Source organism: Schaedlerella sp. (genome assembly GCF_056796775.1).
In genome coordinates this window covers 32,529-57,411 of sequence record NZ_JBQIKP010000017.1, presented here as the reverse complement: position 1 = coordinate 57,411, position 24,883 = coordinate 32,529, and the positions used below count along the sequence as shown (strand labels likewise).

Below are 24,883 nucleotides of genomic sequence, written 5' to 3'. Positions count from 1 at the left end.
TCTCTTCTCCTTTCTACAGCCTCAGCATCTGCTTTGCCAGACTCTTCATATGCATCTTATCCAGAGCGGCCGCCAGCGTCAGAAAGATCACCGCGCTTCCTCCCGACTGCACCGCACTTCCCGCCAGCGATGCCAGCGGAGCCGCAAAAGATCCGAACAAAATCCCCTCCGCCAGATAATACCCGGCCGCAGAGATCACAGCGGCCAGAAACGGCGCCGCAATGTTGCGCGCGCAGAGGATCCTCCCCTCCTTCGATGTAAACGGCAGCACGATCAGCATCTTAATGATCACCGTGGCAGGCGCCCATACCGGCACCGTCAGGATATCCGCCATTCCTCCCCCGATCGCCGCCGCAGCCAGCGCATACGGCCTGGGAAGAAATACTGCCCCCAGATAGATCAGCGCGTCTCCAAAATGGATATATCCGCCGTTGGCCCCATATGGAATATGGAAAATATATGCCGTCATGATCGTGATCATTGCCGCAAACAATCCCGCTGTCACAAGCTTCGAGGCTGCCGCGCTTCCCCGTCTGTTGTCCATCATCTCAAATCCTCCTGTTTTCATTGTACTCCTGCCGCCCGCGGATCAGCATCCCAAGATACTTTTCAAAATTCGTCCCGTCATTGCGGTCCACCTGCTCAGCCATGGAGTCCTTCATCGCCCTTTCAATGAATTCCCCCGCAAGGTCCATGGTCTGGAAAATGTCATCCCCCCTGGCAAGTCCGCCGGCAATGATGGACGCGAACAGATCCCCGGTTCCGGAAAAGCTCCCTCCGATACAGGGAAACACAGACATCCTCCTGCCGTTTCGGTCCACAGCCAGATTCCCGATCATCCGTTCCCCGCTTTCCGCGTCTTCAAACCGGATCCCTGTCACGACAACAGTTCCCGGCCCGGATTCCATCAGCTTTTCCGCCAGCTCCCCCGCCGCCTCCGAAATCTCTCTTTCCCCTTTCAGCTTCCCCAGCTCCTCATAATCCGCTTCCGCAAGGAGGCACAGCTCCGTCAGGTTCGGCGTCACCACATCCGCCCGCAGGGCCAGCTCCTTCATCCGCTGCATCAGTCCCGGAGTGAACAGCTTATATACCCGTCCCTCATCCCCCATGACCGGATCCACCAGAAGAAATGTGGGTTCCTTATAAAATGTATCCAAAAACCGAAAAATATGCCGGATCTGCGCTTCACTTGCCACGAACCCCGTATAGATCCCGTCAAACCGCACCCGCATCTTCTCCCATTCCTGCCGGAAATATTCCATCTTCTCCGTATAGTCGTCGCAGTAATAGCTGGGATACCCCGTCTGCGCGCTTAACACTGCCGTCGGCAGGGGACAGGGCTGAACCCCCATCACAGAAATCGTCGGAATCGCCGCCGTCAGCGAGCAATGCCCAAATCCCGACAGATCATTGATAACCGCAATCTTTTTCGCCATCATCCATCTCCTTAAAAACTCTGTATCATTAACTTATTTTTCTGAAAAAACCAGAAAAGAACGTCATGAAATCCATTTTGGACAAGAAATTGCTTCCGCACACCTAATACACATCTAATCCGTTTCATAGATATCTCCGTTTACGGAAAACTCCTGCTGCCAAATATCAGGTATAAAAAAGAATATCACACAACTGGATATTTCAAAACAGCCAGTTATATGATATTCAACCAATCCACTTTTTATTCTTTTTCAACAATCCGACATTATGATGCGGTCCGATACTATTTTACAGTCTGATATTATTTTACAGTCCGATATTATTTTACAGTCCGATATTATGATGCGATCCAGGATTTTTCTCTCCTGAAATATATCGCGCCTAAATCATTTTTCTCCCGAACGGATACCGCGGTTCGCCAGAAACAACGGAATCCCGACCAGCACCATTCCTCCGATCACATTTCCCGCTGTTACAAAAAGAAGGCTGCATCCCCCGTTCCATCCGTTCAGGACTCCCAGCTGCTCCGTCGTGATCCCATAAGCCTCCTGAGCTTTTGCCGCATAAGCCGGATTCATTGCCGCCAGCATCCCGGCCGGAATATAAAACATATTTGCCACACAATGCTCAAATCCGCCGATCACAAACGCCCCGATCGGAAAAAATACCGCCCAGATCTTCCCCGCAATATCCCTCGCCGCCGCAGCCATCAAGATTGCTGCGCAGACCAGAAAATTGCAGAGCGTCCCCGACGCGATTCCCTGCGCCGGCGCGATCCCGGCCTTCGCAACTGCGGTCTTGATCGTATATGCCCCCAGTAATCCGCCGGAATAATTCAGATTGCCGCTGAGATACAACAGCACGGCGATCAAAACGGCACCGGTCAGATTGCTGAGATAAACTATGACCAGATTCCGCAGCACTCTCCCCCAGGCCACGCGCCCGTCCAATGCTGCCATGACCATCAGACAATTCCCCGTAAACAGCTCACCGCCCAGCAAAATGACCATCATCAGCCCCACCGGAAAAATCATCCCGCTCACTGCCCTCGCAAGCCCTACATCCGCAATCCCATGGGCCGCCGTACTGCTTGCCGCTCCGCCCAGCGCAATGAACGCCCCGGCCAGCATTCCAAGCAGGATCATTTTTCGGGCAGACAGCGCGGCCTTCCCCTGAGCCCCTTTCATATTGGCTTCCACAACCTCCGCCGGACTATTAAAATATGTTTGCACTCTGCACCTCCGATCCGAAATCAGCCCTTGTGAAATGGCCGCAGTCTCGATCCCCCTTTGCCGCACACGAACTGTTATAAAAATAAGGAATCCACATCCGGATTCCTTATTCGTCAACACTTTCATGCCATGCCAAAAGGCATCCCCTTATGGCCATTCGGCTGTTTTACAAGATATGTATTATTTAGATGACGGGCCCGACTGATTGGTTCTCAACTTAAACCGTGTCACCAGTGACTTCAGAAGCTGTGACTGGCTGGACAGCTCTTCGCTGGCCGCCGCGCTCTCCTCAGATGTAGCAGAGTTGGTCTGCACCACGCTGGAAATCTGATCCATACCGGTCGTAACCTGTGAGATCGCCTCTGCCTGGCTCTCTGCCGCTGTCGTGATCTTATCCACATAGTCAACCGCGCTTCTGGTGCTTTCTACCGTAGCTGAAATTGCCTCCGCAGTCCGGCCCGCAATCTCCGTCCCATTCTCTACCGCAGCGATCGTTCCTTCGATCAGAGCCGTCGTATTGCTTGCCGCCTCCGCACTCTTGGAAGCCAAGTTCCGCACTTCGTCAGCCACAACCGCGAAGCCCTTGCCCGCCTCGCCCGCGCGCGCAGCTTCAACTGCCGCGTTCAGCGCCAGAATATTGGTCTGGAACGCAATATCTTCAATGGTCTTAATGATCTTACCAATATCGCCGGACTTCTGGCTGATATCGCCCATAGCATCAATCATATCCTGCATCTGCTCATTGGAAACAGAAAGCTTGCTCTGGGCCTCTGTCACCTTGCCGCTTGCGTCCTTCGCGTTCTGAGCGGTATTGCTGACCTCTCTGGAAATCTCGTTGACCGTTGCAGCCAGCTCTTCCACGGAGCTTGCCTGCTGTGTCGCGCCCTGAGAAAGCGCCTGCGCGCCGGAGGATACCTGGTCTGCTCCGCTTGCCACCTGGTCGGAAGCATCATTGATCTGACGCATAACGTCACTCAGGTTAATATTCATACGGCGGATTGATTCCAGAAGCGGAATAAAGTCGCCCTTATACAGCTCCTGATTCGCGCGGATATCAAAGTTCCCCTTTGCCATCTCGTCCAGAAGATTTCTGAGATCATCCACAACTCCTTCCAGAGCGGTGCAGGTAGCCTTTACATTCTTCACCAGCGTTCCAAACTCATCTCTTGATTCATATTCAAGCTCCTGAGTCATATTGCCTTCCGCCAGGCCTTCCATCGCCTTCTCGATCTCCAATACCGGCTTCACGATCGTTGACGTTACTCTTCCGCAGATCACCAGCGCAAGGATCACCGCAATCACCACCATACCGATCAGGAGGAACATGCTGGTGTTGGTCGACTCATAGCTTTCCTGCAGTGCATCCGCACGCATGCTCGAAGATTTATCACTCAAAGGCCTTGCCAGCTGGATTACCTTTTCCAGTGCCGGGGTACACTTATTCAGGATCGCATCCTTCGCGCCGTCCTGATCGCCCCTTTCCAGCATAGCAATAATATCATTTGCCTCTGAAAGCCAGTCATTAACAGCCGTCTTATATGCAGCCACCTCGTCCTGGTTCAGATCCTTGGAACTCTCAAGCACTTCAAAATTACTTTCGATAGAGGCAACATCCTCCTCAATCGTCTGCTTCTCCGTTGTTCCGACTCTCCCGCTGATATACATATCACGCACATGCTTCGCTGCCTCATTTGTAGCGATCCGGTTGTTCTGTACAGCGTCATCCGCCGCAACAGGTCCGGTCATGCAGGCATTCAGGTTACTGTTCGCCTTTCTCAGCTGCAAAACGGAAAAAACTGAAATTATGACCGTTAAGATCAATACCATCGCAAAAGATACATACAATTTGTTTCTAATCTTTAAATTCTTCAACTTGCCCGTCTCCTTCTGTCATTTCCGGCTCCGCATTGCCTGAATCGGCGCTGCTTTCCGGTTCTTTTTCTTTTGCCGTTCCTGTTATGACCGGCTGTTTTTCATTTTGCTCCGGCTCTGACTGTCCTGATCCGCCGCAGTCTCCGGATTCCTGAGTCTCTGACTCGTCCGCGGCATCTGCGGAAAGCAATTCTTCCGGTTCTTCTTCCCTTTTTCGGAACCGCGTCTTTATCTTTTCTCTTATATCCAAACATTTTACGCTGAGCCGAAACCACATCTTTTCACATCGGGCCGCCAGCATCCTGTAATAGATGCGGACATTCCGGATGCCCCAGCAAAAAATGAGTAAAAATGGATACCTGTCCAGTATTGGGAAAAACTGGCACATATAATCTCTCGGTGGAAACATCCACTCCCTCTTTTTGAGAAGCCATTCTTCTTCTCTGTCGCGCCGGTAAAAATCCAGCCTGACCTTTTCATTCGGCAGGAGGACCTTATCCAGGTGGTTATTCTCCTGACCGTGCAGGAGGATATATTCCTCCAGTTCCAGCGCGATCCCGTACTGCTGCCTTACGCCCTCTTCAAACCAGAGCGAAGAAAGCACCTCGGCCTGACGGACAAATTCCGTCCACTTTGCCTTTTCCAGAAGGTCCTTCACCGCTTTCCATGGAAAAGCTTCATCCAATACCTTCCTGAACAGCCAAAATTCCAGGATATCCCTGATCTTCAGCACCCCTGTCAGGTACAGCTCGACCAGTCTTCCCGCGCGATATACATATTCTTCCTCATCAGACAATATATGTATAAAACGATACTTTGCCGAAGCAGCACCGGCCAGATGCAGCGCCCCCCGGCGCGGCGCATTCTGCGGGCCGCAGTTTTCCATACGCAGATACTTCCTGATGGGACCGGAAAAATAACGCTTAAGAACCTTATTCTCAATCGGAACCTCACCGTAAAATACAACCCGGATCCCCGGCACCCTCACGTATACATTTCCCTTTTCCAGCCTGTCATCCGCCTGCTCATAGTCCATATCCCGCATCAGTCTGTAGACCTGAGCCAGCTTCTTCTTGTCTACAAGTATCTCAATCTGACTGAAAGACGCCATCTCCGGCAGCGGGTACAATTCCCTCACACTCGTATCCGACAGCAGCAGCGCGTCAATCCCATGCCTCTCCAACTGCCAGAGGATCACTTCTTCCGCCTTTTGGTACGATTCATACAAAAGAAGCTCCCTCTTATACTTCTGATAAAACTCTTCCCCGCACGCTTCTGAGATCTCTTTCTCCAGTCCCAGGATTCCCAGATAAACAAGATTGACCACATTCTGGTAATCGGAAACGCTTAAGATCTTATCCCAATTTACATATCTTCTCGAGGTTTGGACCGGTTTTTGATTAATTATGGCCCCCAGCAGCATCAGCATATATCTGATTTCATAATTAATAATTGGTCCCTCCTTCCAGCGTCACAAAAATTAGCCCTTCTATAGTTATCGGATATTTCCCGACAAATATAATGTTTTTTCAGCTTTTTTCTTGACCAGAATGCTTTTTCTTGATTGCCGGCCTTTCCCCGATCATCTGCTATAACTGACCGCACTGCAAATAGGAACCATGTTACTGTTCACACCCTAGCCGGGCGCTTACAGTAACGGAACCACAGGCGCCTTTTCCTTCGCCTACTACCGCTTTCTTGACAAGATCCTCCTTTCCTCAAATATATCCGTGGCCTTTTGATTGTATATCGCGTTCTTTTCATCCGCCACAACCATACCGGAAACCAGCGAAATACACCGTTTTTTCATGATCGTAACCAGATCCCTGGCATGGCTGGCGACCACAACCGTCATTCCCTGGTAATTCACCTCCGCCAGGAGCTGCATCAGGTCCCAGGAAGCGTCAGGATCCAGATTGGCCGTCGGCTCGTCCGCGATCAGGATGTCCGGGCTGGTGGAAAGAGCCCTTGCCAAAAGCACTCTCGCCTGCTCTCCGCCGGACAGCTCGTCAGGAAATGACTCCGATTTTCCCACCAGGCCCACCAGGCCGAGCACGCGCATAGCCGTCTTCTTCATCTGCGCGCTGCCATGCTCCGTGGCCCACAGCGCAAATAAGATATTGTCATAGACGGAGCGGTTTTTCAGCAGTCCCACCTCCTGGGATACAATCCCGATCCGCCGGCGGTGCGCGGAGATCTTTCTCCTCTTCATGATGTCCAGCCTGCGCCCATTGACCGTGATCCGCCCGGATGTGGCCTCCTCCTGCTTCATGATCAGATTCAGCAGAGTACTTTTTCCCGCGCCGCTCCTGCCGATCACAAAAACAAATTCCCCTTTTTCGATCTCAAAGGATACATTTTCCAGCGCGGTCTCATCCCCAAACCTTTTTGTCACATGATCAAAAATAATTTGTGCCATACACTCCCTACCTTAATTTTTTTCCACAAGTTCCGATATACGATACATGTAAACAACAGTCATCAAACCGTGGGGCTATCCATATAGTATAAACTTTTCATACCATTTATATAGAAAACAGGATATAATATAAATATACTTTTTTTAATCGGAACAGTCAATAGATTATAAGAATATGGAGAAAAAAATGAAAAAGAAAATATTATGCGGAATCTTTTTTCTGACAATTTTATTCTGTATCTCTTTCTCTCAGACACATATGACCGCCGCTGGCGCAGGTTTCTTTTCCGGATGCGCTTTCGGCACGGATCCTTCTTTAGGAAATACTTCCGGCATGGATTCTGCGCTTGGAAACTCTTCCGGCATGGATTCCTCTCTGGAAAATGTTTCCGACGTGGATCCTTCTTCAGATCATTCGACTGCCGGAGATTTCTCTTTAGGAAATACTCCCGGGATTCCCGGCACAGACGGCACGATTCCCGGCGCGCAGTCTGCCATAGACGCAGGCGGACAGAGAGTTCCCCTGGGAGATCTGGCAACACCCGAGCCTTTGGAAAATACGGCCGCTTCGGCAGGAGAGTTCACTCTGTCCCTGACTACCAGCATCGGCACTCTGACCTATTATAACCAGTCTGATTCCCGCTGGGCCAATTATCCCTACGGCGGCAGCGATCCCCTCGCGGTCTACGGCTGCGGGCCCACCGTAATGGCCATGCTGGTGACCAGCTTTACAGAGCATACCATCCAGCCTCCGGACATGGCCGCATGGGCGGCTGCCAACCACTACTGGTCCTCCGGCTACGGCACCAGGCACGAATTTATTCTTGAAGGCGCCGCGGCCTTCGGCCTCCAGGCCGAATCCTTCCAGAACCTGACAGCAGAAGGCGTAATGTCCGAGCTGAAAAACGGACATATCCTGGTGGCATTGATGGGCCCCGGGCATTTTTCAGACAGCGGACATTTCATCATCATTACCGAGGACTGGTCCGGCAGCCAGGTCCGGGTCGCCGATCCCGCAAGGCTGGAACGGACACAGGCCGCATGGGATGTACAGCTGATTCTGGATGAACTGCTCACCACAGCTACGGCGGGCGGGCCGGTTTGGAGCATTACCCCCAGATAATATCCGCAAAAACATACTGGTACATCACAAACCTTTTATAACCACAGTTCCATTGTGCACTGAGGCTGCAAAAGGATATGAGATGTACCAGTCACGATCTGTCGATCTCTTACAGTCTTCATAAACCAGGCGTTTTGCGAATATTCACAGGAAAATTCTGACACTCCCCTGATCCTTACAATTAGTAATAAACCAGTAACGATGCGACAATCTCTTACAATTCATATTCCTTGTACAACCGTTCGCGCAATGCATCGTCAGCTGCAATTTTGACAATCAGGTTGCTTTTCCCTTCATTTGTCAGATGAAGGATTAATCTCCCATATCTTTGTGCTTCCTCTTCTTTGCCTTCTGCCCTGCCCTCTTCTTTGCCTTCTATTCTTCCAATCGCCCGTTCTTCTTCCCGGAGGTAATCAAGCACTTCTTTTTCATCATATTCAAAAATACTCATGGCAATCACCTCCGCTTTGTTCTTTCTCAGGAAATCTGCCAGGATTCCATCTTTGATGCATTCATCCACCGCACGTTGCACGGCTTCTTTCAGATCCATATTGCCGCAGTAACTTCGAACGCATTCCACATATTTCATATATTCCCGCAGTGTCGGACACTGATCCAGAAATTCTTGATTGTTGCCCGGATTGATGTTGATCACCAGCACCTTTAATTCCAGGAGCGGTGATTCCTGCTGCAGGATCCGACCGATCTCGCTGAAAGCTTTGACGGTTTTTACAGCAGTATCACTTCCCTTATCCACATTGCTTTTAGCAGTATCGGTGCTGCTGGATGCATTCACTCCGTTATCCGCTTATTTGTTTTTCGCTCATGTGGGCCTCCTTTTCCGGGCCTTTAAAAAGCAGACATTCATTCCTGTACGGTTTGTATAAAACACTCTGTCAGCGATTCAAAAACCCTATGCTGTTTTAAAAGTATTGAAATAAGCATAGATTTTCTGAAATGTTGAATGATAAGAAATCAACAGAAATAGAACTTTAGAATCCTTATGCTTTGCAATGATGATAACATGGGACACAGATATTTACAAGCGTTTTCTGTTTTTTGTCCCAAATATTTATTATGAATGGCTACAGATCAGAATTTAGCCTGCAGCGCAGCTGAACTTTCGAAGACGGTCGGAAAGTACTGTTTATCTGCAGTAGTTTCTGACGGCATCTGATGCCCCTTACCTATACAGCAGACATTTCGTAATTTCACGACCGCCCTGTCTTCTCTCTATTTATGAATTTGTCTGATAGTAAGATTCTTTTCCTGCAACTTTTGAGTTCAGTACTTTATCCAGACTGATTGTCCGGTTCAGTACCTGCTGCGTCTGACCGCTCAGCTCGGCAATCTTCCTGGCCTCGAAGCTGTCCGGCGCATACTGCTCCTGACCCCCACCGTTCAGCCAGGAACGGAACTTTTCTCTTTCCTCCGAATCCAATGCCTCAAGGATCGTCTGAATCTCATGCTTCGCGGTACTGACCTGATCCATTTCCTCGCCTCGCATTTTTAAGAGCAGCTCGACAGACTCCTTGTCATTTCTCGATAAAGAATCTGCCATATCCTTTGTCAGCCTCTCAATCTCTACCATATGTACATAATTCCGCTGTACCCTTATCAGGACCTCTGACAGAAATTCTTCTCTATTTTCCATATGCCTTATGTGTCCTCTCCCATATCGTATTACAGGCCCCGGATAAAACCGGCGGCCTGTAACATGAATCTGTCAATTTAGTTTTTTACACAGCAGCCGTCTTACTGGCTTCTTTAAACGCATCCCGAAGATCCCCCACAAGGGGCTTCAGTTCCTGGATCACAGCTACTTTTCTTCCGGCCTGCAGCCGGCTCAGCTCAAAGAGGAAAAATTCATACATTCTCCTCAGTTCATAACTGATCTTGTAATCCATATTCAAAGTAAAGTCAAGATACTGTACGATCTCCTTCGATCTCTGAACTGATTGATTAAACAAATCATAATTTTCATCTTCCAACGCAACCTGCGCCCTGGTGAGACGCTTGAGCAGCTCATCGTAGAGAAGCAGGAGCATTTCCCCGCTTGTCATCGTGTTTACAGACTGCATCTTATACTGTTCATATCCATTCTGATACATTCTTTTCCCCTTTTCGGTTTAATATCCTCCCATGGAGCTCAGGTAGCTGGACTGGCTGTTCATGTTTGCGATCATAGTCTCCAGGGTAGAGAACTGTGAAATATAACGGTCCTGTTCTGTCTTCAGCCGGGTTTTCAGCTGGTTGATCAGCTTATCCAGAGCTGTCAGCTGATCATAGTATGTGTTCTGCGTAAGGCTCTGAGCAGCGCTCTTGGATCCGGCCTTCCGGATCAGGATACCCTTGGTCTCCATAGAACCGACCGTCTTTACATATTTGTCCATGACGGACTTAAGGTTTGTTGCAAGTCCGTTAGAAGTCGGCTTTCCATCCGCACCAATTCCGCCTTCTTTCGAAGTGAACAGATTCTGCACTTTCTCCGGATCCGTCTCCAGTGCCGCACGCAGTTTTGATTCATCAATGCTAAGCTTACCGTTATCAGAATAGCTGCTGGAAAGATTGATTCCAATCTTCTCAAATTCTACCAGAAGCCCGCCGCTGACAACCACACGCAGATCCATACTCAATGACCTCAGGTCACTGTCGCCGTAGAGCAGACCTTCCTTCGCCTTTGTCTCCCATTTTGAGATCTCAGTCTCAGACAGTTCAGCTTTCTGGTCAGATGTAAGCGGATCGTAATCCCTGTCGTGCTTCGTAGTCAGTTCGCCGTTTACCAGATCAACGATCGCATTGTAGTCTGCTACGAAGGACTTGATGGTGTCCATCAGTTTGTCAACGTCTACGGAAGCATTGATTTCTACTGCATCAACAGAATGATCTCTTTCTAACTCGCCAGCATCATTTTTCTTATAACCAAACTCACCTTTTAATGCAATTGTAAGACCATCTACTGTAAATGTATTGGAATCTCTCCGCAGTTCTACTTCCTGATCTGAACCTGCGTATTTTACGGCAACAATAGCATCCTGACCGCGTACTGAGTCATTCATTTTGTCTCTATTTAAACCAAAAACCTCGCTCAATTTATTGTTGGCATCAACAGAGTTTTTGCTAAAATCAATCACACCACTTGCACCATTTACCTTCGATGTAAATGTGAACTTATCTGCTGCTTCCTGATAGGTTACGGTTACATTTGCATTACTGTTATTGATTGCATTAATTAAATCTTTTTTAGTTGCGAAGCCATTTTCATCACCCCGAACTTGAATGTCTTCTCCGTTAAGTTTAAATTTATACCAGTACTCCTTCACTGTTTCTCCAGTATCATTGCCATCCTTATCTTTTACTGGTATTTCCTTCTCTTCTGCTGGTCCAAATGCTGATAAATCTACCTTTTCATCAAAATTTGTTCTGTTTGACAATCCGGCCCTTAATCCCAATGCTGATAAAGTCTCATAATTCCCACCTGTAACTTTTAAAATAGACGAATCATCCGTTTCTTTTGTCGCTCCGTCTCCAGGAATCGTTGTCCTAAAGGTAAGTTTCGGCGTTATAGCATTACCACTATCATCCTTATTTTTGATATCTACCGACACTCTGTCCTTTCCGAATTTTGCGTCAAGGGACTTTTGAAGGGACTTTTGTACTTCTTCTAATGTATTAGCATCATTTGCTATCTCGATCTTTGCTTCCGTCCCATTATATGAAAATGTCAAAGTCTGGCCTTTCACCCTCTCAGCCCAAGTTTTTTCGAGGTCTATCTTACTTGTATCACTTGATACAGGCCCTTGTGTTCCGTCAGAAAAATTCACTTCCTTATTTTCTATTCCCATATATTCCAGCGCTGTGCCACCCTTCAACACAGTTGGCTTATCGCCTACTATCTTCTCATTAGCCTCAATTTTAAAAGCGTCTCCATCTCTTGTTACTTTAATAACATCTCCTAATTTTTTGCCTTCTCCAACATCTGTTTTATTTAAGATATTTTGAATGGAGCTTACTGCATTATCTACAGTAGAATAATCCCCCTCATTCAATAATACTTTGTAATCTTTGCCTGCATATGAAAATTCCAGAGTCTGGTTTTTTAAAGTCTGGACATCAGAAAAGTCAATACTTTCTGATGTCATTGTACTGGCAGGCTTCCCTGTGGAAGACAACGATGCATTCTGAGCCTTCTGCTTAATGCCCATAATGGTCATAGCATCCGCCCCGCTTGCCGTCCCGGATATTGACACATACTTGCTGTTATCCCCAGACGTCGTGATCTTATTCCGACCCCAGAGCAGGGAGCTGAACAGGTTGGTAGGAGAAGTCAGGGTTTCCGTATATTTTCCATGGAAACTGATCATCTTGTCGCTGATTGCGCGGACTGCTTCCTGCATCCACTCGATCTTCTGCTTTTTCTGCTCCTGCTGATTCAGCTTTGATGTCGTGCCAAGAGTCATTCCCTTGATTAATTCGTCTCTGTCCAGGCCGCTGGCCAGACCGCCGTAACCACGAATACTATTACTTGTTGAACTGCTTAATGAACCTACTGATGCCATATCAATCCTCTCCTTCTTCTCTTCATATTCTCCATGACCGCCCGCCGGAAGATCCGATTCCTAAAACCTGAAATGAAACGCTGAAAACGCAGATTCTCAGATCCTGAATGCCTGAAATTCGGCTTCCGCCTCCTCGATCATACAATTGCATGACAAAATCTACTGCAATCTTTTGTGAACTGGTAGCTATATATTGCCTTCCCCGCATAACGCTCTGCCTCTGGCCGAAACAGAATATCCGCCAGAAAAATGATGGAGCGGGACATCTGCTCCATCACCGAAGTTGGTTTTAAATAGCAGATGCCGTTACTATGAGCGGCCGGTCAGACCACGTATAGTAACAACGGCAGAAAGCAAATACACACTGATAAATTTTATTTTATTCTGTACTTATTTATCGGCATATAGTATACTTTAAATAATAGCGAAATGAGTTTTTTTACGAATGGAGGAATATATTTTGGCTACTATCATCGTACTCACCAATCAGAAAGGCGGCGTAGGCAAGACGACTACATCCACTGCTCTGGCGGCCGGCCTGGTTTCTTTTTACAATAAAAAAGTACTTGCGATTGATCTGGATCCGCAGGGGAATATGGGGTTTAGCCTTGGGCTTGACATTGAGGAAGGGCGCACGATCCATGACGTGATGATCGGACGTACCTCCGCGCGGGAAGCGATCCAGACGACCGATTACTGCGACGTGATCACTTCGAATATCCTGCTCAGCAGCGCGGAGCTTGAATTTAACTTTTCAGACCGGGAGCTTTTGTTGAAAAATTCATTGGCGCCTGTTGCGGATGATTATGATTTTATCATCATTGACACTCCGCCGGCTCTGAATATTCTGACGGTAAACGCATATGCTATGGCAGATTATCTCATTATCCCCATGGCGCCGGAGATTTTGAGCCTTCTCGCCGTTACTCAGATCAAGGAGACCATTGATTCTGTCCGTGAAAGCCTGAACCCGCATCTGGACGTGCTGGGGATCCTTCTGACTAAGTACAACCCGCGAACAGTCCTGGCCCGTGAGGTCAAGGAGATGGCGGAAAATATTGCCTCGCAAATCGGGACATGCGTATTTGACACCCAGATCCGTTCCAGTGTGTCCGTCGCGGAAGCGCCTGCCCACGGCCTGAGCATATTTGACTATGCGCCACGCGCGAAGCCCTCAGAAGACTATATGAGTTTTATTAAGGAAATCAGAATCATGATGAGAACCAAAACACTCCAGGAGGTAAGATAAAATGGCCAGAAAAAGCAACAAAACCGCTCATGTTCTGAACCTGCTTGCAGGACATGACGCGGCAAAGGATGCGGACGATCAGGCATCTATAGAATCGGAGGCTTCCGGCGGTTCAGCTGCGCAGACGGCCTCCGGCGGTGCGGCTACTCAGGCAGCTCAGGCCAACGCAGCTTCCGGCAGCGCCGTTTCTCAGTCCGATTCGGATGGTACGGCTCCTCAGGCAGTTTCCGGCAGGCAGTCCAGGCAGGCAGCTCCTCAGACAGCAGCCGGAAGGCAGCCCAGACAGGCGGCTGCGGGCAGTGCGGCTACTCAGAAAGCTCCCGGCAGGCCGGCCCGACAGCCGGGAGGATCAGCCGCGGCGGTTTCCGGCAATGCCGGCCCGGTTGCCGCTCCGGCTCCTGTCGTATCTGCCCAAAACAATATTGCCGTGATTGATAAGACCGGGGATGATCCGGTAGCGGAACTCATTCAGCAAAAGTTATCCAGTGAATTTGAAAAGCAGATGAAGCAGTCTCAGCCGGGGGCATCCTCCGCAAAAGATATTACGCCTGTGCCTGAAATGGATGCAGGTTCCGCGGAAGATTCCGAATATTCTTCCGATGCCCTTCCTCTTACAGAAGCAGAGGAGATTCTTGATGATATTGATCTTGAGGGATTGCTGCTTTCCGATGCCGAGCCTATCGCTCCCGAGCCGGAACAGGCATCCTCCATGAATGAAATCAATGCAGACGCTATGATTTTGGATGAAGATGCAGCAGAAGCTTTCGACGATATATCCGGGGCAGACTCTTTTCCGGAGCCAGAAGATGAATCACTGATTCTTTCGGCAGCAGAACCCCTTCCGGAGAGTACACCGGTTTCTCAGCCTGCTGCTGACCAGGAGAGCTTATCGGTTCCTCAGTCTGTTGCCGATCAGGACAATGCGCCGGTTTCTCAGCCCGCTTCCAGCCAGGACAATGTGCCGGTTTCTCAGCCTGTTACTGTACAGGATGCTGAGGCTGCCGTGCCTGCGCAGGAAGCTGCTGTTTCCCCGCAGCCAGATCGGACGCCTGCCGCCGCGCCGGAGGCGAACCCGGTACAGGAAGCCGCACCCATTTCGCAGTCGGCTTCTGAACCTGCTGTTTCAGCTCCCGCCCCCGTACCGACGCCGGAACCGGAGCCTGGACCCGAGCCGGAGCCTGATTTTGCCGCAATCAATGTTATGGAGCATATTGTAAGGGACAAGATCATTTATTTTATGCGCCAGTTTGACGTCTGCACATGCGACCGCTGTAAAGCAGATGTCACTGCGCTGACGCTCAATGGTTTGATGCCAAAATACATTGTCACCACGAAGGCGGCGGTTGACCCGCTTCTCAGTTATTACACAAACCGGCTGATTTCGGATGTCACTGTAGAGGCTACAAAATCCTGCATGATCGTAAAAGAAAATCCGAGGCATTAAGACTTCTTAATTCCTCCTGAGCATAAAAAGGCTGTTGGAAAATGACGGCAATTCCACAATATCTCATCGCAGCTAATGAATTTTGCAACGGTATATTGTTTACAAATGCCATTTTCCAACAGCTTCTTTTTAGTTGGTTTCCTGCTTCTTTTCCTTGTTCAGCCGTTTCCGTATTTTTTCAATATCATAATCCGGCGCGAAAGGCTGTGCAGTATCGTATATTCTCTGTACAATTCTCTCATCCTCTTCCAGAACATTCGCTATTTCCCTTGCACTGAGGTTCTTTTTCATCTTTTTGCAAATCTGCTCTATCAGTTTCTTTTCCTCGCCAATAGAAATTCCGTTTTTCTCACCGATAGAGATTCCGTTTTTCTCACCGATAGAGATTCCGTTTTTCTCACCCTGCTCATATCCGCTATGCCAGTTACTGTATACCTGCGTATTATAATCATAAATAGCCTTTTGCCTTGCCTCATAGATCAGCCGTTTATTTCCATCTTCGCTCATATGCAGTAATTGTTCATATGCCTTCCGGATATGCGGATCTGTCTTCGCTGCCATCTCAAACTCCTCCTTTTTCTCGGCATTGAGAAATTTTGCCCATTTTAATAACGCTGTCTCCGGATACTCGCGCTCCGCAACCTTGGGCAGTTCTACGATATGAATCTCGAATTTATCGCTGTACTTCCGCCGCCTTTTATCTTCCCACATGTGAAAGCAGGAATAGAACTCCTCGTCTTCCTCAAACAGAATAAAGTCCAGGATCCCTACATGGATGCATTTTCCCAGGACATGATAGCCTTCGCCCGCCAGAATCACATCGGAATACATCTTGCTCAGATAGAACAGCGAGCGCTCCCTCCAAAACAGGAATTTTGCCACCTGGATCTCCATATCAAGCTGGACATCCCCGTTCAGAATTACACGCACATCCAAAATTCCCAGCTTGTCTTTATTGTGCCTTACCCGCAGATGAGTGGGAAGCAGTTCCGTCTTGATGACTTCCTCTGGTTCGATCCCCAGCACCGCCGCTATAAAGCCCTGCCTGACCTCTTCAAATTCCATCAGCTCCTTGAAGCAAAAATCCACCTTCGGCTTCATGATAAAGTTCGTCGTGTTTTCCATACTGCCGCTCCTTTCTTCGCCTGAAATAGAGAAAAAAATCCGGTGCTGGAAAACAAATCAGCGTAAAATCTCAGGGCCCTTCGCTTATTTTTATTATAGTAGCATCCTGTAAATTAAACAACTTTTTTCTCTTTCTTCACTCTGAATCGTTTTTTGTCGTGTTACTTTTTCGGTAACGTTGTTGTCTTCTCATTACTGGAAATGCTGCTCCGAATACGGGAACATTGAAAAATCATAAGCTTTATCACTGACCTGCCCTTTGATTTTTTAGGAATGAGATTGCCTATCCATGGCGTTAGAAAAACGCCAGAATGGATATGCGTATTTCTTTGTATAGTATTTATATACAGCCCTTTATCATAAAGCGGCTGATATATCCATATCTGTGTTAATCTGCGTTCTGCTTCTTTTCCGCAACCAGCCGGTTCCGTATTTTTTCAATATCATAATTCGGTGCGAAAGACCGTGCAGTATCGTATATTCTCTGCACAATTCTCTCATCCTCTTCCAGAATTTTCGCAATCTCCCCTGCACTGAGATTCTTTTTCATCTTTTTACAGATCTGTTCTATCAGTTTCTTTTCCTCTCCGTTTTTCTCTCCCTGCTCATATCCGCTATGCCAGTTACTGTATACCTGCGTATTATAATCATAAATAGCCTTTTGCCTTGCCTCATAGATCAGACGCTTTTTTCCATCTTCGCTCATATACAGTAATTGTTCATATGCTTTCCGAATATGCGGATCTGTCTTCGCTATCATCTCAAACTCCTTCTTTTTCTCAGCATTGAGAAATTTTGACTCCCGGCTCTCTCTGTTAATCTGCATCCTGATTCTTTTCCGCATTCAGCCGCTTCCGTATTTTTTCAATATCATAATCCGGTGCGAATGACAATGCTGTATCGTAAATTCTCTGCACAACGCTCTCATCCTCTTCCAGAATATTCGCTATCTCCCTTGCACTCAAGTTCTTTTTTATCTTTTTACAGATCTGTTCTATTAATTTCTGCTCATATCCGCTATGCCAGTTACTGTATATCTGCGTATTATAATCATAAATCGCTTTTTGCCTTGCCTCATAGATCAGCCGTTTATTTCCATCTTCGCTCATATGCAGTAATTGTTCATATGCCTTCCGGATATGCGGATCTGTCTTCGCTGCCATCTCAAACTCCTCCTTTTTCTCGGCATTGAGAAATTTTGCCCATTTTAATAACGCTGTCTCCGGATACTCGCGCTCCGCAACCTTGGGCAGTTCTACGATATGAATCTCGAATTTATCGCTGTACTTCCGCCGCCTTTTATCTTCCCACATGTGAAAGCAGGAATAGAACTCCTCGTCTTCCTCAAACAGAATAAAGTCCAGGATCCCTACATGGATGCATTTTCCCAGGACATGATAGCCTTCGCCCGCCAGAATCACATCGGAATACATCTTGCTCAGATAGAACAGCGAGCGCTCCCTCCAAAACAGGAATTTTGCCACCTGGATCTCCATATCAAGCTGGACATCCCCGTTCAGAATTACACGCACATCCAAAATTCCCAGCTTGTCTTTATTGTGCCTTACCCGCAGATGAGTGGGAAGCAGTTCCGTCTTGATGACTTCCTCTGGTTCGATCCCCAGCACCGCCGCTATAAAGCCCTGCCTGACCTCTTCAAATTCCATCAGCTCCTTGAAGCAAAAATCCACCTTCGGCTTCATGATAAAGTTCGTCGTGTTTTCCATACTGCCGCTCCTTTCTTCCTCTGAAAAAGAGAAAAAAGTGCCGATGCCGGAAAACAAATCAGCGTAAAATCTCAGGGCTCATCGCTTATTTTTATTATAGTAGCATCCTGTAAATTAAACAACTTTTTTCTCTTTCTTCAGTTTGAATCATTTTTTGTCGTGTTACTTTTTCGGTAACGTTGTTGTCTTCTCATTACTGGAAATGCTGCTCCGAATACGGGAGCATTGAAAAATCATAAGCTTTATCACTGACCTGCCCTTTGATTTTTAAGGAATGAGATACCTTATGGCTTAGATCACTGCATCCATAACATCAGAAAGATGTCTGACTGGATGGCGTTTAGTTTACTCTTGAATCGGATATCTGTCAACTCAAGACACAGATTTATCACATTTATAGCTGCTATCAGGTTACATGTCACACACTGACCAATCACTACGCTGATTGGTCAGGAGGATGCACATAAAAGCTGGGATTCAGGCCGTCCATTGCCGTAGGCAATTTTAAATGACGGCCTGAGTTACAGGGCACGCCTGGTCAAGGTGTGACCTGTAACGCTATCAGGTTACAGGTCACCCCCCGGCCAATCACCACACGGATTGGCCGAGAGGATGTGTATAGAAGTTAAAAAAGGCACTGTCAGGAAATACCATTATTTCCCGTCAGTGCCTGATAGAATCAAATGTCCCCCGCCAATATCCACCGCGGATCCTTCGGCTTTTCTTCCGGTTTGCTGTCCGCGGCCGTAGTTGTACGCGTCACACCACCGGCCGTATAGACTCTCCCGCACTCGGGACAAATGCCGGTCTGCATCGTAACGGACTGGCTGATCACACGCCGTCCCTCGCTCTGTGCTTTGGCGCGCTCACGTACTACGTGCTCCAGCTCATGCCCGCGGACTGCTGATGCCGACTGATCCGGCGCAATGTGCGTCGGCGATTTGAAAGATACGCCCGGATCGTCAGAGCCGTCCTGATACTTCCGTTCCTTACAGGTCTTGCACTCCGCTTCCCCGGAAGTTTTCTGCGCGCTATCCGTACCCATTCCGGCAACCTTCGGCGCATCCTCCTCCGATACCGCAGCCGTGTTCTCCGCCTCTGATGAGGTTCCCGGTACTCCAGCCTGTACTGCCGCGTCCTCTGACGAAGATGCCCCCGGCAGATCTAACTGTACTGCTTCCTCTCCTGACGCACGAGAGGTCCCCGGCAAGTCTAACTGCACCGCTTCCCCTCCTGATGTCCGGGATGCTCCCGGCAGTTCAACTCCTGCCGCTTCTACTCCGGATACCCGGGATGCCCCCGGCAGATCCATCTGTACCGCGTCTTCACCTGATGCCCGCAGTGTTCCCGGCAGTTCAACTCCTGCCGCGCCTTCACCCGATGCCCGCAACGACCTCTGAGCTCCGCCCGCATACTGCATACGCATGCGGACCGACAGCTCCGCCGGATCCATCCCCTTCCTCAGAAATGGTATCATATAATTGGTACTTCCGGAATTTCCCGGCTGAACCACGGAAATCCTATCCACCGGCTGAACCGGGCTATCCGGATCCGCAGCTCTTCCAGCTGACACTGCCGCCACACCGGATGCCTGCCCCGCGGCCGCTATACTGCGAGCGCCGATCAAAGATGATACACCGCCGGTCCTTCCCGCAGATACCGACCGCACTCCGGCAGCCGTTTCCGCCTGCCTGCCTGATACACGTTCCACCGCAGACACTCCCGCCTGCCTGCCTGATACACGTTCCACCGCAGACACTCCCGCCTGCCTGCCTGATACACGTTCCACCGCAGACACTCCCGTCTGCCGGCCGGCTATTCTTCCCCCCGGAGCCGCTCCCGCTCCTGCCTGAACCTGCATATTCTGAGCGGATGCCCGTCCCCGGGCATAGCCGCCCGTATACTGATAGCTGCTTACATACGGACTGAAAGAAACCGCCCCTACCATAACACACACCTCCCACAAAGTAATGCCATCCCACTATATCGCTCCGATCATCGGCATACTTTCTGTCCAAAGACAAAACCCTGCCGCAGACAGCGGAATGATATACAGATACCACCGCAGAGCAGCAAGGTTTTTCCTTAACAGCGCTTCTCAAATGACGCTCCGGTATTTTTCACTTATACCCACAAGGAACACCCTATCATAGCCATTCAGCCATTACACAAGGTATACTTTTACAGGAATAAACCGATCACTGCCCCCATAAGAAACTGTATGGAAATAACTTATACATCTTGACTTGTCTATTTCTCCGATGGCACAGGTCAAAAAGACTCGACGTAGCCCACTACGCCTGCGTTTTTTGACCTGCACCCTCGAAGAAATATCCTGCGCAATCTGCACAAGTTATTTTCCTACAGTTCCTAAACAGCGCTTCTTATTCTTCCTCTTTGACACCCACAACGTTATCCCAGATGTCATTGACCTCTTCCACACATTCCATATAGATCTGTGCCAGTTCATTCGTATGAAGTCCCAGATCTTCCGCAAGACCCTTGATCTCACTCCACTCCGCACGCTCATAATGGAGGATGAGCTGATACAGCTTTCCTGCCATACCCTCCTGATAGATCAGGGCATCCTTCACTTCCTTGATGATCGGGATCTCGAACAGGATCTCCTCTATCGGCGCGTCGATCATATACTCCAGTGTAGAGAACATTCCCATCAGATACGCATCCGATGCCGTAATCTCGAACTTTCTCAGCTTCTTTACCAATGCGGACGCGAAATTCGCGCGCAGGAAAGAAGTCTTCAGCAGTTCCTCGGAGGAATTCTCTCCCTTATCCTCAAAGCTCAGCAGGTATACCCACTGCTTCAGCTGGCTGATCCCGACGCGGACAAGCGCCTGACGGATGGAGGTCGTCTCGTGATGCACCGCAAAGTAAGCGGAATTCGCCATCTTCAGCAGAGCATAGGACAGGGACGCGTCCCTGGCGATGATCTCCTCCAGCATCTCCACATCCGGCTCTTCCTTCGTGATCTCCATGATCAGCTGATACAGGTTCCCCTGCATGAAATCCATCTTGCTGGCCTTCGTAGTCGTTGCGCTGGAAATAAAGTTTCCTTCCACATAATCCACCTGAAGCTCCTTCGCAAGATCATAGGCTTCCCTGGTATTCACGCCTGTAGCAATGATCTCCTTCTGGAAACCATGCGCCATATCCACGACATTTGCGACTGAACCCCTGCGGTTCTCATCCATGTCCTCAATAAGCTGTACCTTAATATAATCCACATACTCCAGCATACTGAAATACTTCGGAGTAAACTGGAAATCATTGATCGCGAAATGGTATCCCGCTTCTTTGTACTTACTGATCAGGATTGCGGCCAGGGAATGGATGACAATATTATCCTCGATCTGGATCACAATCTTATCCCTGTCAAAAATCTTCGGCGTATTCCTGAACAGCAGCGCCGGGGTAAATGTCATAAACGTCTTTTTTTCCTTGAAAATCCGGTTCGAATTTTCCGAAAGAAAGGCAACCATGGCATTCGCCGCCACACTGTCCGTACTTGAGTTGTACAAGCTGTCCTGATCCTCCTGAATCCGCAGTTCGTATCCAATAATCGTGTCGGTCTTCAGATCCTTGATCGCCTGTCTTACTACACAATTATCCATGCGCTATATCTCCTTCCGCAGCAATAATTCGTCCATCACCTCGACCAGACGGCCGATCTCCGGCTTGGACAACTGCTCATCGGCGCCAAGCTGTTTTCCCTTGCGCCACATCTCTTCATTAATCAGTGATGAGAAGATGATAACCGGCATACTCTTCATCATCTCATCTTCTTTTACAAGCTTAGTCAGACGGTGTCCGTCCATCTCCGGCATCTCGATATCCGTGATCAACAGAGCTGCTTTTTCATGGAAGTCAGAATCATTTCTAATGAGATTCAGATAATCCCACGCTTCCCGTCCGTTATTAAAGTTCAGCAGATTAACATATCCCGCGCGCATCAGGGAATCCTTGATCATCTTCGTCAACAGGATAGAATCCTCCGCAAGTATGATATGCTCATCCCTGATCTCCCTTTCGCCCAGCTTATCAATATCATCTACCTGAATACCGGTCTCCGGCGCAATCTCCGTAACGATCTTCTCAAAATCCAGGATTGTCACCAGTCTCCCGGAGCATGACGCAATACCGGTCGCCACGCCTTCCTCACCGTTAGAAAGCGTCTTATCCGGTTTCTGGATATCCTCCCATGAGATTCTGCTGATCCCCACAACCGTATGTACCCGGAACGCGATATTCATCATATTAAAATTCGTAATGATAAACAGATCCCTGTCATTGGTATCTCCGCTCTGTCCTGTCAGATACTGCGGAAGGTTGATCACCGTGAGCAGAATATCCCTGGGCTTAAAAATCCCTTCTACAGACGGATGGGAGTGAGGTACCGGTTTGACTTTGTCGGCCATCATAATCTCCCTTACCTTTGCCACATTGATCCCATACAATTCTCCGAATATGGTGAACTGCATTATCTCAATCTCATTTGTTCCTGATTCCAATAAAATCTCTGTATCAGCCATAAACACTCACTCCTTTGCATTCTATAATATATTTATCGGCGCATTCCGCGCTAAAATTAAGCGATTCGTATCTGTTCGCCGCCCGCAGTTCCAGCGCCTCTATTGCATCCAATTTCCACGCTCACAGTTCCGGCGCATATCGTACCTGTTCGCCGCTCCCGCAGCCGCGGCGCTTTTATAAGAACTTCTCCGGCCTTCCGGCACAGCGGATAGAAACCTGCCCGGTCGCCACGTCCAGCAGCATTGTTCTTGCATAATTGGCCCCCGTATCCTCTCCCTTGATACGCAGTCCTTCTGCCGCAAGAACCCGTTTCACCATCTGGGCGTTGCGGTCACCAATGTTCCCAAGCCCTCCCGGGCCCTTCATCTCAAACATCTTCGCACCGCCTGCGATCTTACACACCATCCGGCTCTTTGAGGCGCCAAAAGCCTGAAGCTTGCGTAAGGTCTCCGGAATCCCCGAATCCGCAAACTTGAATACATTAGTATCCGTTCCCTGTTTCTGCGGAAGCATGATATGAAGAAGGCCTCCAAGCTTGATCATGGGATCATAAAATGAAATCCCAATGCAGGAGCCCAGAGCATATGTAATCAGTATGCCCTCCTGCCTCGTAATCTTCATATCCGCAATTCCGACCGATACCTTCTTGATCATTCTGTCAATCACTCCACTCCTAGTTTTTTCATTAGAACATTTAATGATTTCACATCAGGCAGGAGCAGCATATTGCTGTTCAGAGCTTTTCCATCGATCTTAAATTCGCCTGTGATCATCATGATCCTGTCCGAATGCTGTCCCATCACCGCGATCGGTACGCTCAGGATACCACCCAGCATATTTGCTGTAAACTGCGGAACAGACAGCTCCACTTCTACATTCGCCAGAGAAGACATTGCAGTGATATATGAAGAAATCACAATGTTCCCGATCTCTGTCAGGACGGACGCATCAATCTCATCCAGCTCCAGCATATCTACACTGCCCTTACCAAGCATCCGCTGTACGATCTCATCAGCAAATTCCTTGGTCAGGATAAACAGCATAACCCCCTCCAGCTCCCCTGACATCTCTACAAATATTGCCGCAACCAGTTCCTCCGGGTCTCCAAGCAGGTTCAGAGCCGGATTGAATCCAAGCACCTTGACGGCCGGCATCGACATGTTTACTTTCGCATTCAGCATACTGGACAACGCGGTCGCCGCATTGCCGCCGCCGATGCTTCCAATCTCTTTCAGGATATCAAATTCCAACTCGCCCATTTCTTCATATTTATTTATTGCCATATGTCTACCTCGCTATCTTCCATAGTATCTGTCCGGCGCCCCTGCAGAGACCGGCAGTGCCGTCCGGGGCCGGACAGTCATCTCTCACGCCGTATTATGTCCGCAGTCCGTTGATCGTGGTCATGACCTCATCCGACGTCTGTACCATCTTTAACGCATAGGAATAAGCCCTCTGCGTCTCGATCATCCGCGAGATTTCCTCCGCCGTATCCACTCCCGACATCTCCAGCGTATGGTCCACCAGCCTTGCGCCCCGCATCAGATACGGAAGGCCGTTCTTTGCCGTCGGGGTAAATTCATTTCTTCCGGTACTCTGCATGCCGTCCAGGATGTCAAATCCATACACGCCGATCTCCCCGCTCATCTCTCTCTCTGTTCCCACGATATCTCCCACGATGATCGGGTTCTGGTTCTGATCCAGGACCAGGTTGCCGTTATCATTGACCAGGTAGAACTGATCCCCACGCTGGGACATGCTGAAATGTCCGTTTCTGGAGTAAGTCACCTCACCCGTAACAGGACTCAGCAGCATGAAAAATCCATCGTCTAATATCGTATAGTCAAATTCGCCGTCCGTGGTCATCGGCGCCGACGGATCGAAGTTCGTATTCGTCTTTTCCACAGCGATCCCCACGCCTGCCTTCAGCGGAGTATCATCCCCCCTGTAGTTGTTCAGGTTATAATACATCAGATCCGAAAATACGGCTGACTTTGATTTATAACCATAGTTGTTTACATTCGCAAAGTTATTCGCTATGACATCCATCTTCTTCTGCTCTTCCATAGCGCCCCTTGCTGCCGTATAAAATGAAGTGTACATAGTCTCTCCTCTCTATGATTTGCATAAGCAGTCCGTCCGGAT

Annotated in this window: 22 protein-coding genes; 3 read left to right on the top strand and 19 right to left on the bottom strand. The window is 48.8% G+C overall.

The annotated features are described in order from the left end of the window. Nucleotides 1–13 precede the first annotated feature (13 nt). The 6 genes from ACTOY7_RS09890 to ACTOY7_RS09865 form a co-directional block, all read right to left on the bottom strand. Entirely contained in the window at nucleotides 14–547 is a 534-nt protein-coding gene (locus ACTOY7_RS09890; protein ID WP_482670601.1) for a TIGR04002 family protein, read from the bottom strand. A 1-nt stretch (nucleotide 548) separates the two neighbouring features. Beyond that, entirely contained in the window at nucleotides 549–1,436 is an 888-nt protein-coding gene (locus ACTOY7_RS09885; protein ID WP_482670625.1) for a pyridoxamine kinase, read from the bottom strand. Nucleotides 1,437–1,823: 387 nt separating this feature from the next. Beyond that, nucleotides 1,824–2,669 carry a formate/nitrite transporter family protein gene (locus tag ACTOY7_RS09880; protein WP_394683039.1) on the bottom strand — a complete coding sequence of 282 codons (846 nt, stop codon included), beginning with the start codon at nucleotides 2,667–2,669 and terminating at the stop codon, nucleotides 1,824–1,826. A 180-nt stretch (nucleotides 2,670–2,849) separates the two neighbouring features. Further along, nucleotides 2,850–4,541 carry a methyl-accepting chemotaxis protein gene (locus tag ACTOY7_RS09875; protein WP_482670602.1) on the bottom strand — a complete coding sequence of 564 codons (1,692 nt, stop codon included), beginning with the start codon at nucleotides 4,539–4,541 and terminating at the stop codon, nucleotides 2,850–2,852. Continuing rightward, nucleotides 4,522–5,970, bottom strand: coding sequence for a nucleotidyltransferase family protein (locus tag ACTOY7_RS09870; protein WP_300885723.1), 1,449 nt, complete (start codon nucleotides 5,968–5,970; stop codon nucleotides 4,522–4,524). Before ACTOY7_RS09870 ends, ACTOY7_RS09875 begins: the two co-directional genes overlap by 20 nt. Before the next feature lie 258 nt (nucleotides 5,971–6,228). Then, nucleotides 6,229–6,960, bottom strand: coding sequence for a cell division ATP-binding protein FtsE (locus ACTOY7_RS09865; RefSeq protein ID WP_300885722.1), 732 nt, complete (start codon nucleotides 6,958–6,960; stop codon nucleotides 6,229–6,231). A 175-nt stretch (nucleotides 6,961–7,135) separates the two neighbouring features. On the opposite strand from ACTOY7_RS09865, the gene ACTOY7_RS09860 reads away from it, so the two are divergent. Continuing rightward, nucleotides 7,136–8,083, top strand: coding sequence for a C39 family peptidase (locus ACTOY7_RS09860; protein WP_482672152.1), 948 nt, complete (start codon nucleotides 7,136–7,138; stop codon nucleotides 8,081–8,083). Between the two features lie 214 nt (nucleotides 8,084–8,297). Here the strand turns inward: ACTOY7_RS09860 and ACTOY7_RS09855 are convergent, their stop codons facing one another. The 4 genes from ACTOY7_RS09855 to fliD all read right to left on the bottom strand — a co-directional run bounded on the left by ACTOY7_RS09855 (nucleotide 8,298) and on the right by fliD (nucleotide 12,642). Further along, complete coding sequence (locus ACTOY7_RS09855) at nucleotides 8,298–8,879, bottom strand: hypothetical protein (RefSeq protein WP_482670604.1); 582 nt, start codon at nucleotides 8,877–8,879, stop codon at nucleotides 8,298–8,300. Between the two features lie 441 nt (nucleotides 8,880–9,320). Continuing rightward, the gene (locus tag ACTOY7_RS09850) at nucleotides 9,321–9,737 is read right to left on the bottom strand and encodes a hypothetical protein (RefSeq protein ID WP_482670605.1); all 417 of its coding nucleotides are present in this window, start codon (nucleotides 9,735–9,737) and stop codon (nucleotides 9,321–9,323) included. Between the two features lie 85 nt (nucleotides 9,738–9,822). Further along, nucleotides 9,823–10,194, bottom strand: a complete 372-nt coding sequence (gene fliS / locus ACTOY7_RS09845; RefSeq protein ID WP_160280567.1) for a flagellar export chaperone FliS — start codon at nucleotides 10,192–10,194, stop codon at nucleotides 9,823–9,825. Between the two features lie 18 nt (nucleotides 10,195–10,212). Then, nucleotides 10,213–12,642, bottom strand: a complete 2,430-nt coding sequence (gene fliD, locus ACTOY7_RS09840; RefSeq protein WP_482670606.1) for a flagellar filament capping protein FliD — start codon at nucleotides 12,640–12,642, stop codon at nucleotides 10,213–10,215. Between the two features lie 460 nt (nucleotides 12,643–13,102). Here fliD and ACTOY7_RS09835 point away from each other — a divergent pair, with 460 nt between their 5' ends. After that, a complete protein-coding gene (locus ACTOY7_RS09835) occupies nucleotides 13,103–13,891 on the top strand; it encodes a ParA family protein (protein ID WP_160280569.1) in 789 nt (262 codons plus the stop codon). Nucleotide 13,892: 1 nt separating this feature from the next. Beyond that, nucleotides 13,893–15,335: a late competence development ComFB family protein gene (locus tag ACTOY7_RS09830; protein ID WP_482670607.1), complete on the top strand. Its 1,443-nt coding sequence runs from the start codon at nucleotides 13,893–13,895 to the stop codon at nucleotides 15,333–15,335. Between the two features lie 129 nt (nucleotides 15,336–15,464). Here the strand turns inward: ACTOY7_RS09830 and ACTOY7_RS09825 are convergent, their stop codons facing one another. From ACTOY7_RS09825 to ACTOY7_RS09785, 9 genes are all read right to left on the bottom strand, one after another. Beyond that, nucleotides 15,465–16,460: an Rpn family recombination-promoting nuclease/putative transposase gene (locus tag ACTOY7_RS09825; RefSeq protein WP_482670608.1), complete on the bottom strand. Its 996-nt coding sequence runs from the start codon at nucleotides 16,458–16,460 to the stop codon at nucleotides 15,465–15,467. A 388-nt stretch (nucleotides 16,461–16,848) separates the two neighbouring features. Continuing rightward, entirely contained in the window at nucleotides 16,849–17,286 is a 438-nt protein-coding gene (locus ACTOY7_RS09820) for a hypothetical protein (RefSeq protein WP_482670609.1), read from the bottom strand. Next, nucleotides 17,276–18,187: an Rpn family recombination-promoting nuclease/putative transposase gene (locus ACTOY7_RS09815; RefSeq protein ID WP_482670610.1), complete on the bottom strand. Its 912-nt coding sequence runs from the start codon at nucleotides 18,185–18,187 to the stop codon at nucleotides 17,276–17,278. Before ACTOY7_RS09815 ends, ACTOY7_RS09820 begins: the two co-directional genes overlap by 11 nt. Before the next feature lie 679 nt (nucleotides 18,188–18,866). Further along, complete coding sequence (locus ACTOY7_RS09810) at nucleotides 18,867–20,135, bottom strand: hypothetical protein (protein WP_482672149.1); 1,269 nt, start codon at nucleotides 20,133–20,135, stop codon at nucleotides 18,867–18,869. Between the two features lie 436 nt (nucleotides 20,136–20,571). Then, nucleotides 20,572–21,819 carry an EAL and HDOD domain-containing protein gene (locus tag ACTOY7_RS09805; protein WP_160280573.1) on the bottom strand — a complete coding sequence of 416 codons (1,248 nt, stop codon included), beginning with the start codon at nucleotides 21,817–21,819 and terminating at the stop codon, nucleotides 20,572–20,574. A gap of 3 nt (nucleotides 21,820–21,822) precedes the next feature. Further along, nucleotides 21,823–22,737, bottom strand: a complete 915-nt coding sequence (locus ACTOY7_RS09800; RefSeq protein ID WP_300885018.1) for a chemotaxis protein — start codon at nucleotides 22,735–22,737, stop codon at nucleotides 21,823–21,825. A gap of 175 nt (nucleotides 22,738–22,912) precedes the next feature. After that, the gene (locus tag ACTOY7_RS09795; RefSeq protein WP_160280575.1) at nucleotides 22,913–23,392 is read right to left on the bottom strand and encodes a chemotaxis protein CheD; all 480 of its coding nucleotides are present in this window, start codon (nucleotides 23,390–23,392) and stop codon (nucleotides 22,913–22,915) included. Between the two features lie 8 nt (nucleotides 23,393–23,400). Beyond that, complete coding sequence (locus ACTOY7_RS09790) at nucleotides 23,401–24,021, bottom strand: chemotaxis protein CheC (protein WP_160280576.1); 621 nt, start codon at nucleotides 24,019–24,021, stop codon at nucleotides 23,401–23,403. 94 nt (nucleotides 24,022–24,115) lie between these two features. Further along, nucleotides 24,116–24,841: a flagellar hook-basal body protein gene (locus ACTOY7_RS09785; RefSeq protein WP_482670612.1), complete on the bottom strand. Its 726-nt coding sequence runs from the start codon at nucleotides 24,839–24,841 to the stop codon at nucleotides 24,116–24,118. Nucleotides 24,842–24,883: the final 42 nt, after the last annotated feature.

Bases quoted from the DNA above. Each gene is read 5' to 3' on its own strand.
- ACTOY7_RS09890 (WP_482670601.1), bottom strand. From the start codon at position 547: ATGATGGACAACAGACGGGGAAGCGCGGCAGCCTCGAAGCTTGTGACA.
- ACTOY7_RS09885 (WP_482670625.1), bottom strand. From the start codon at position 1,436: ATGGCGAAAAAGATTGCGGTTATCAATGATCTGTCGGGATTTGGGCAT.
- ACTOY7_RS09870 (WP_300885723.1), bottom strand. From the start codon at position 5,970: ATGCTGATGCTGCTGGGGGCCATAATTAATCAAAAACCGGTCCAAACC.
- ACTOY7_RS09865 (WP_300885722.1), bottom strand. From the start codon at position 6,960: ATGGCACAAATTATTTTTGATCATGTGACAAAAAGGTTTGGGGATGAG.
- ACTOY7_RS09860 (WP_482672152.1), top strand. From the start codon at position 7,136: ATGGAGAAAAAAATGAAAAAGAAAATATTATGCGGAATCTTTTTTCTG.
- ACTOY7_RS09850 (WP_482670605.1), bottom strand. From the start codon at position 9,737: ATGGAAAATAGAGAAGAATTTCTGTCAGAGGTCCTGATAAGGGTACAG.
- fliS (WP_160280567.1), bottom strand. From the start codon at position 10,194: ATGTATCAGAATGGATATGAACAGTATAAGATGCAGTCTGTAAACACG.
- fliD (WP_482670606.1), bottom strand. From the start codon at position 12,642: ATGGCATCAGTAGGTTCATTAAGCAGTTCAACAAGTAATAGTATTCGT.
- ACTOY7_RS09830 (WP_482670607.1), top strand. From the start codon at position 13,893: ATGGCCAGAAAAAGCAACAAAACCGCTCATGTTCTGAACCTGCTTGCA.
- ACTOY7_RS09825 (WP_482670608.1), bottom strand. From the start codon at position 16,460: ATGGAAAACACGACGAACTTTATCATGAAGCCGAAGGTGGATTTTTGC.
- ACTOY7_RS09820 (WP_482670609.1), bottom strand. From the start codon at position 17,286: ATGCAGATTAACAGAGAGAGCCGGGAGTCAAAATTTCTCAATGCTGAG.
- ACTOY7_RS09815 (WP_482670610.1), bottom strand. From the start codon at position 18,187: ATGGAAAACACGACGAACTTTATCATGAAGCCGAAGGTGGATTTTTGC.
- ACTOY7_RS09810 (WP_482672149.1), bottom strand. From the start codon at position 20,135: ATGGTAGGGGCGGTTTCTTTCAGTCCGTATGTAAGCAGCTATCAGTAT.
- ACTOY7_RS09805 (WP_160280573.1), bottom strand. From the start codon at position 21,819: ATGGATAATTGTGTAGTAAGACAGGCGATCAAGGATCTGAAGACCGAC.
- ACTOY7_RS09800 (WP_300885018.1), bottom strand. From the start codon at position 22,737: ATGGCTGATACAGAGATTTTATTGGAATCAGGAACAAATGAGATTGAG.
- ACTOY7_RS09795 (WP_160280575.1), bottom strand. From the start codon at position 23,392: ATGATCAAGAAGGTATCGGTCGGAATTGCGGATATGAAGATTACGAGG.
- ACTOY7_RS09790 (WP_160280576.1), bottom strand. From the start codon at position 24,021: ATGGCAATAAATAAATATGAAGAAATGGGCGAGTTGGAATTTGATATC.
- ACTOY7_RS09785 (WP_482670612.1), bottom strand. From the start codon at position 24,841: ATGTACACTTCATTTTATACGGCAGCAAGGGGCGCTATGGAAGAGCAG.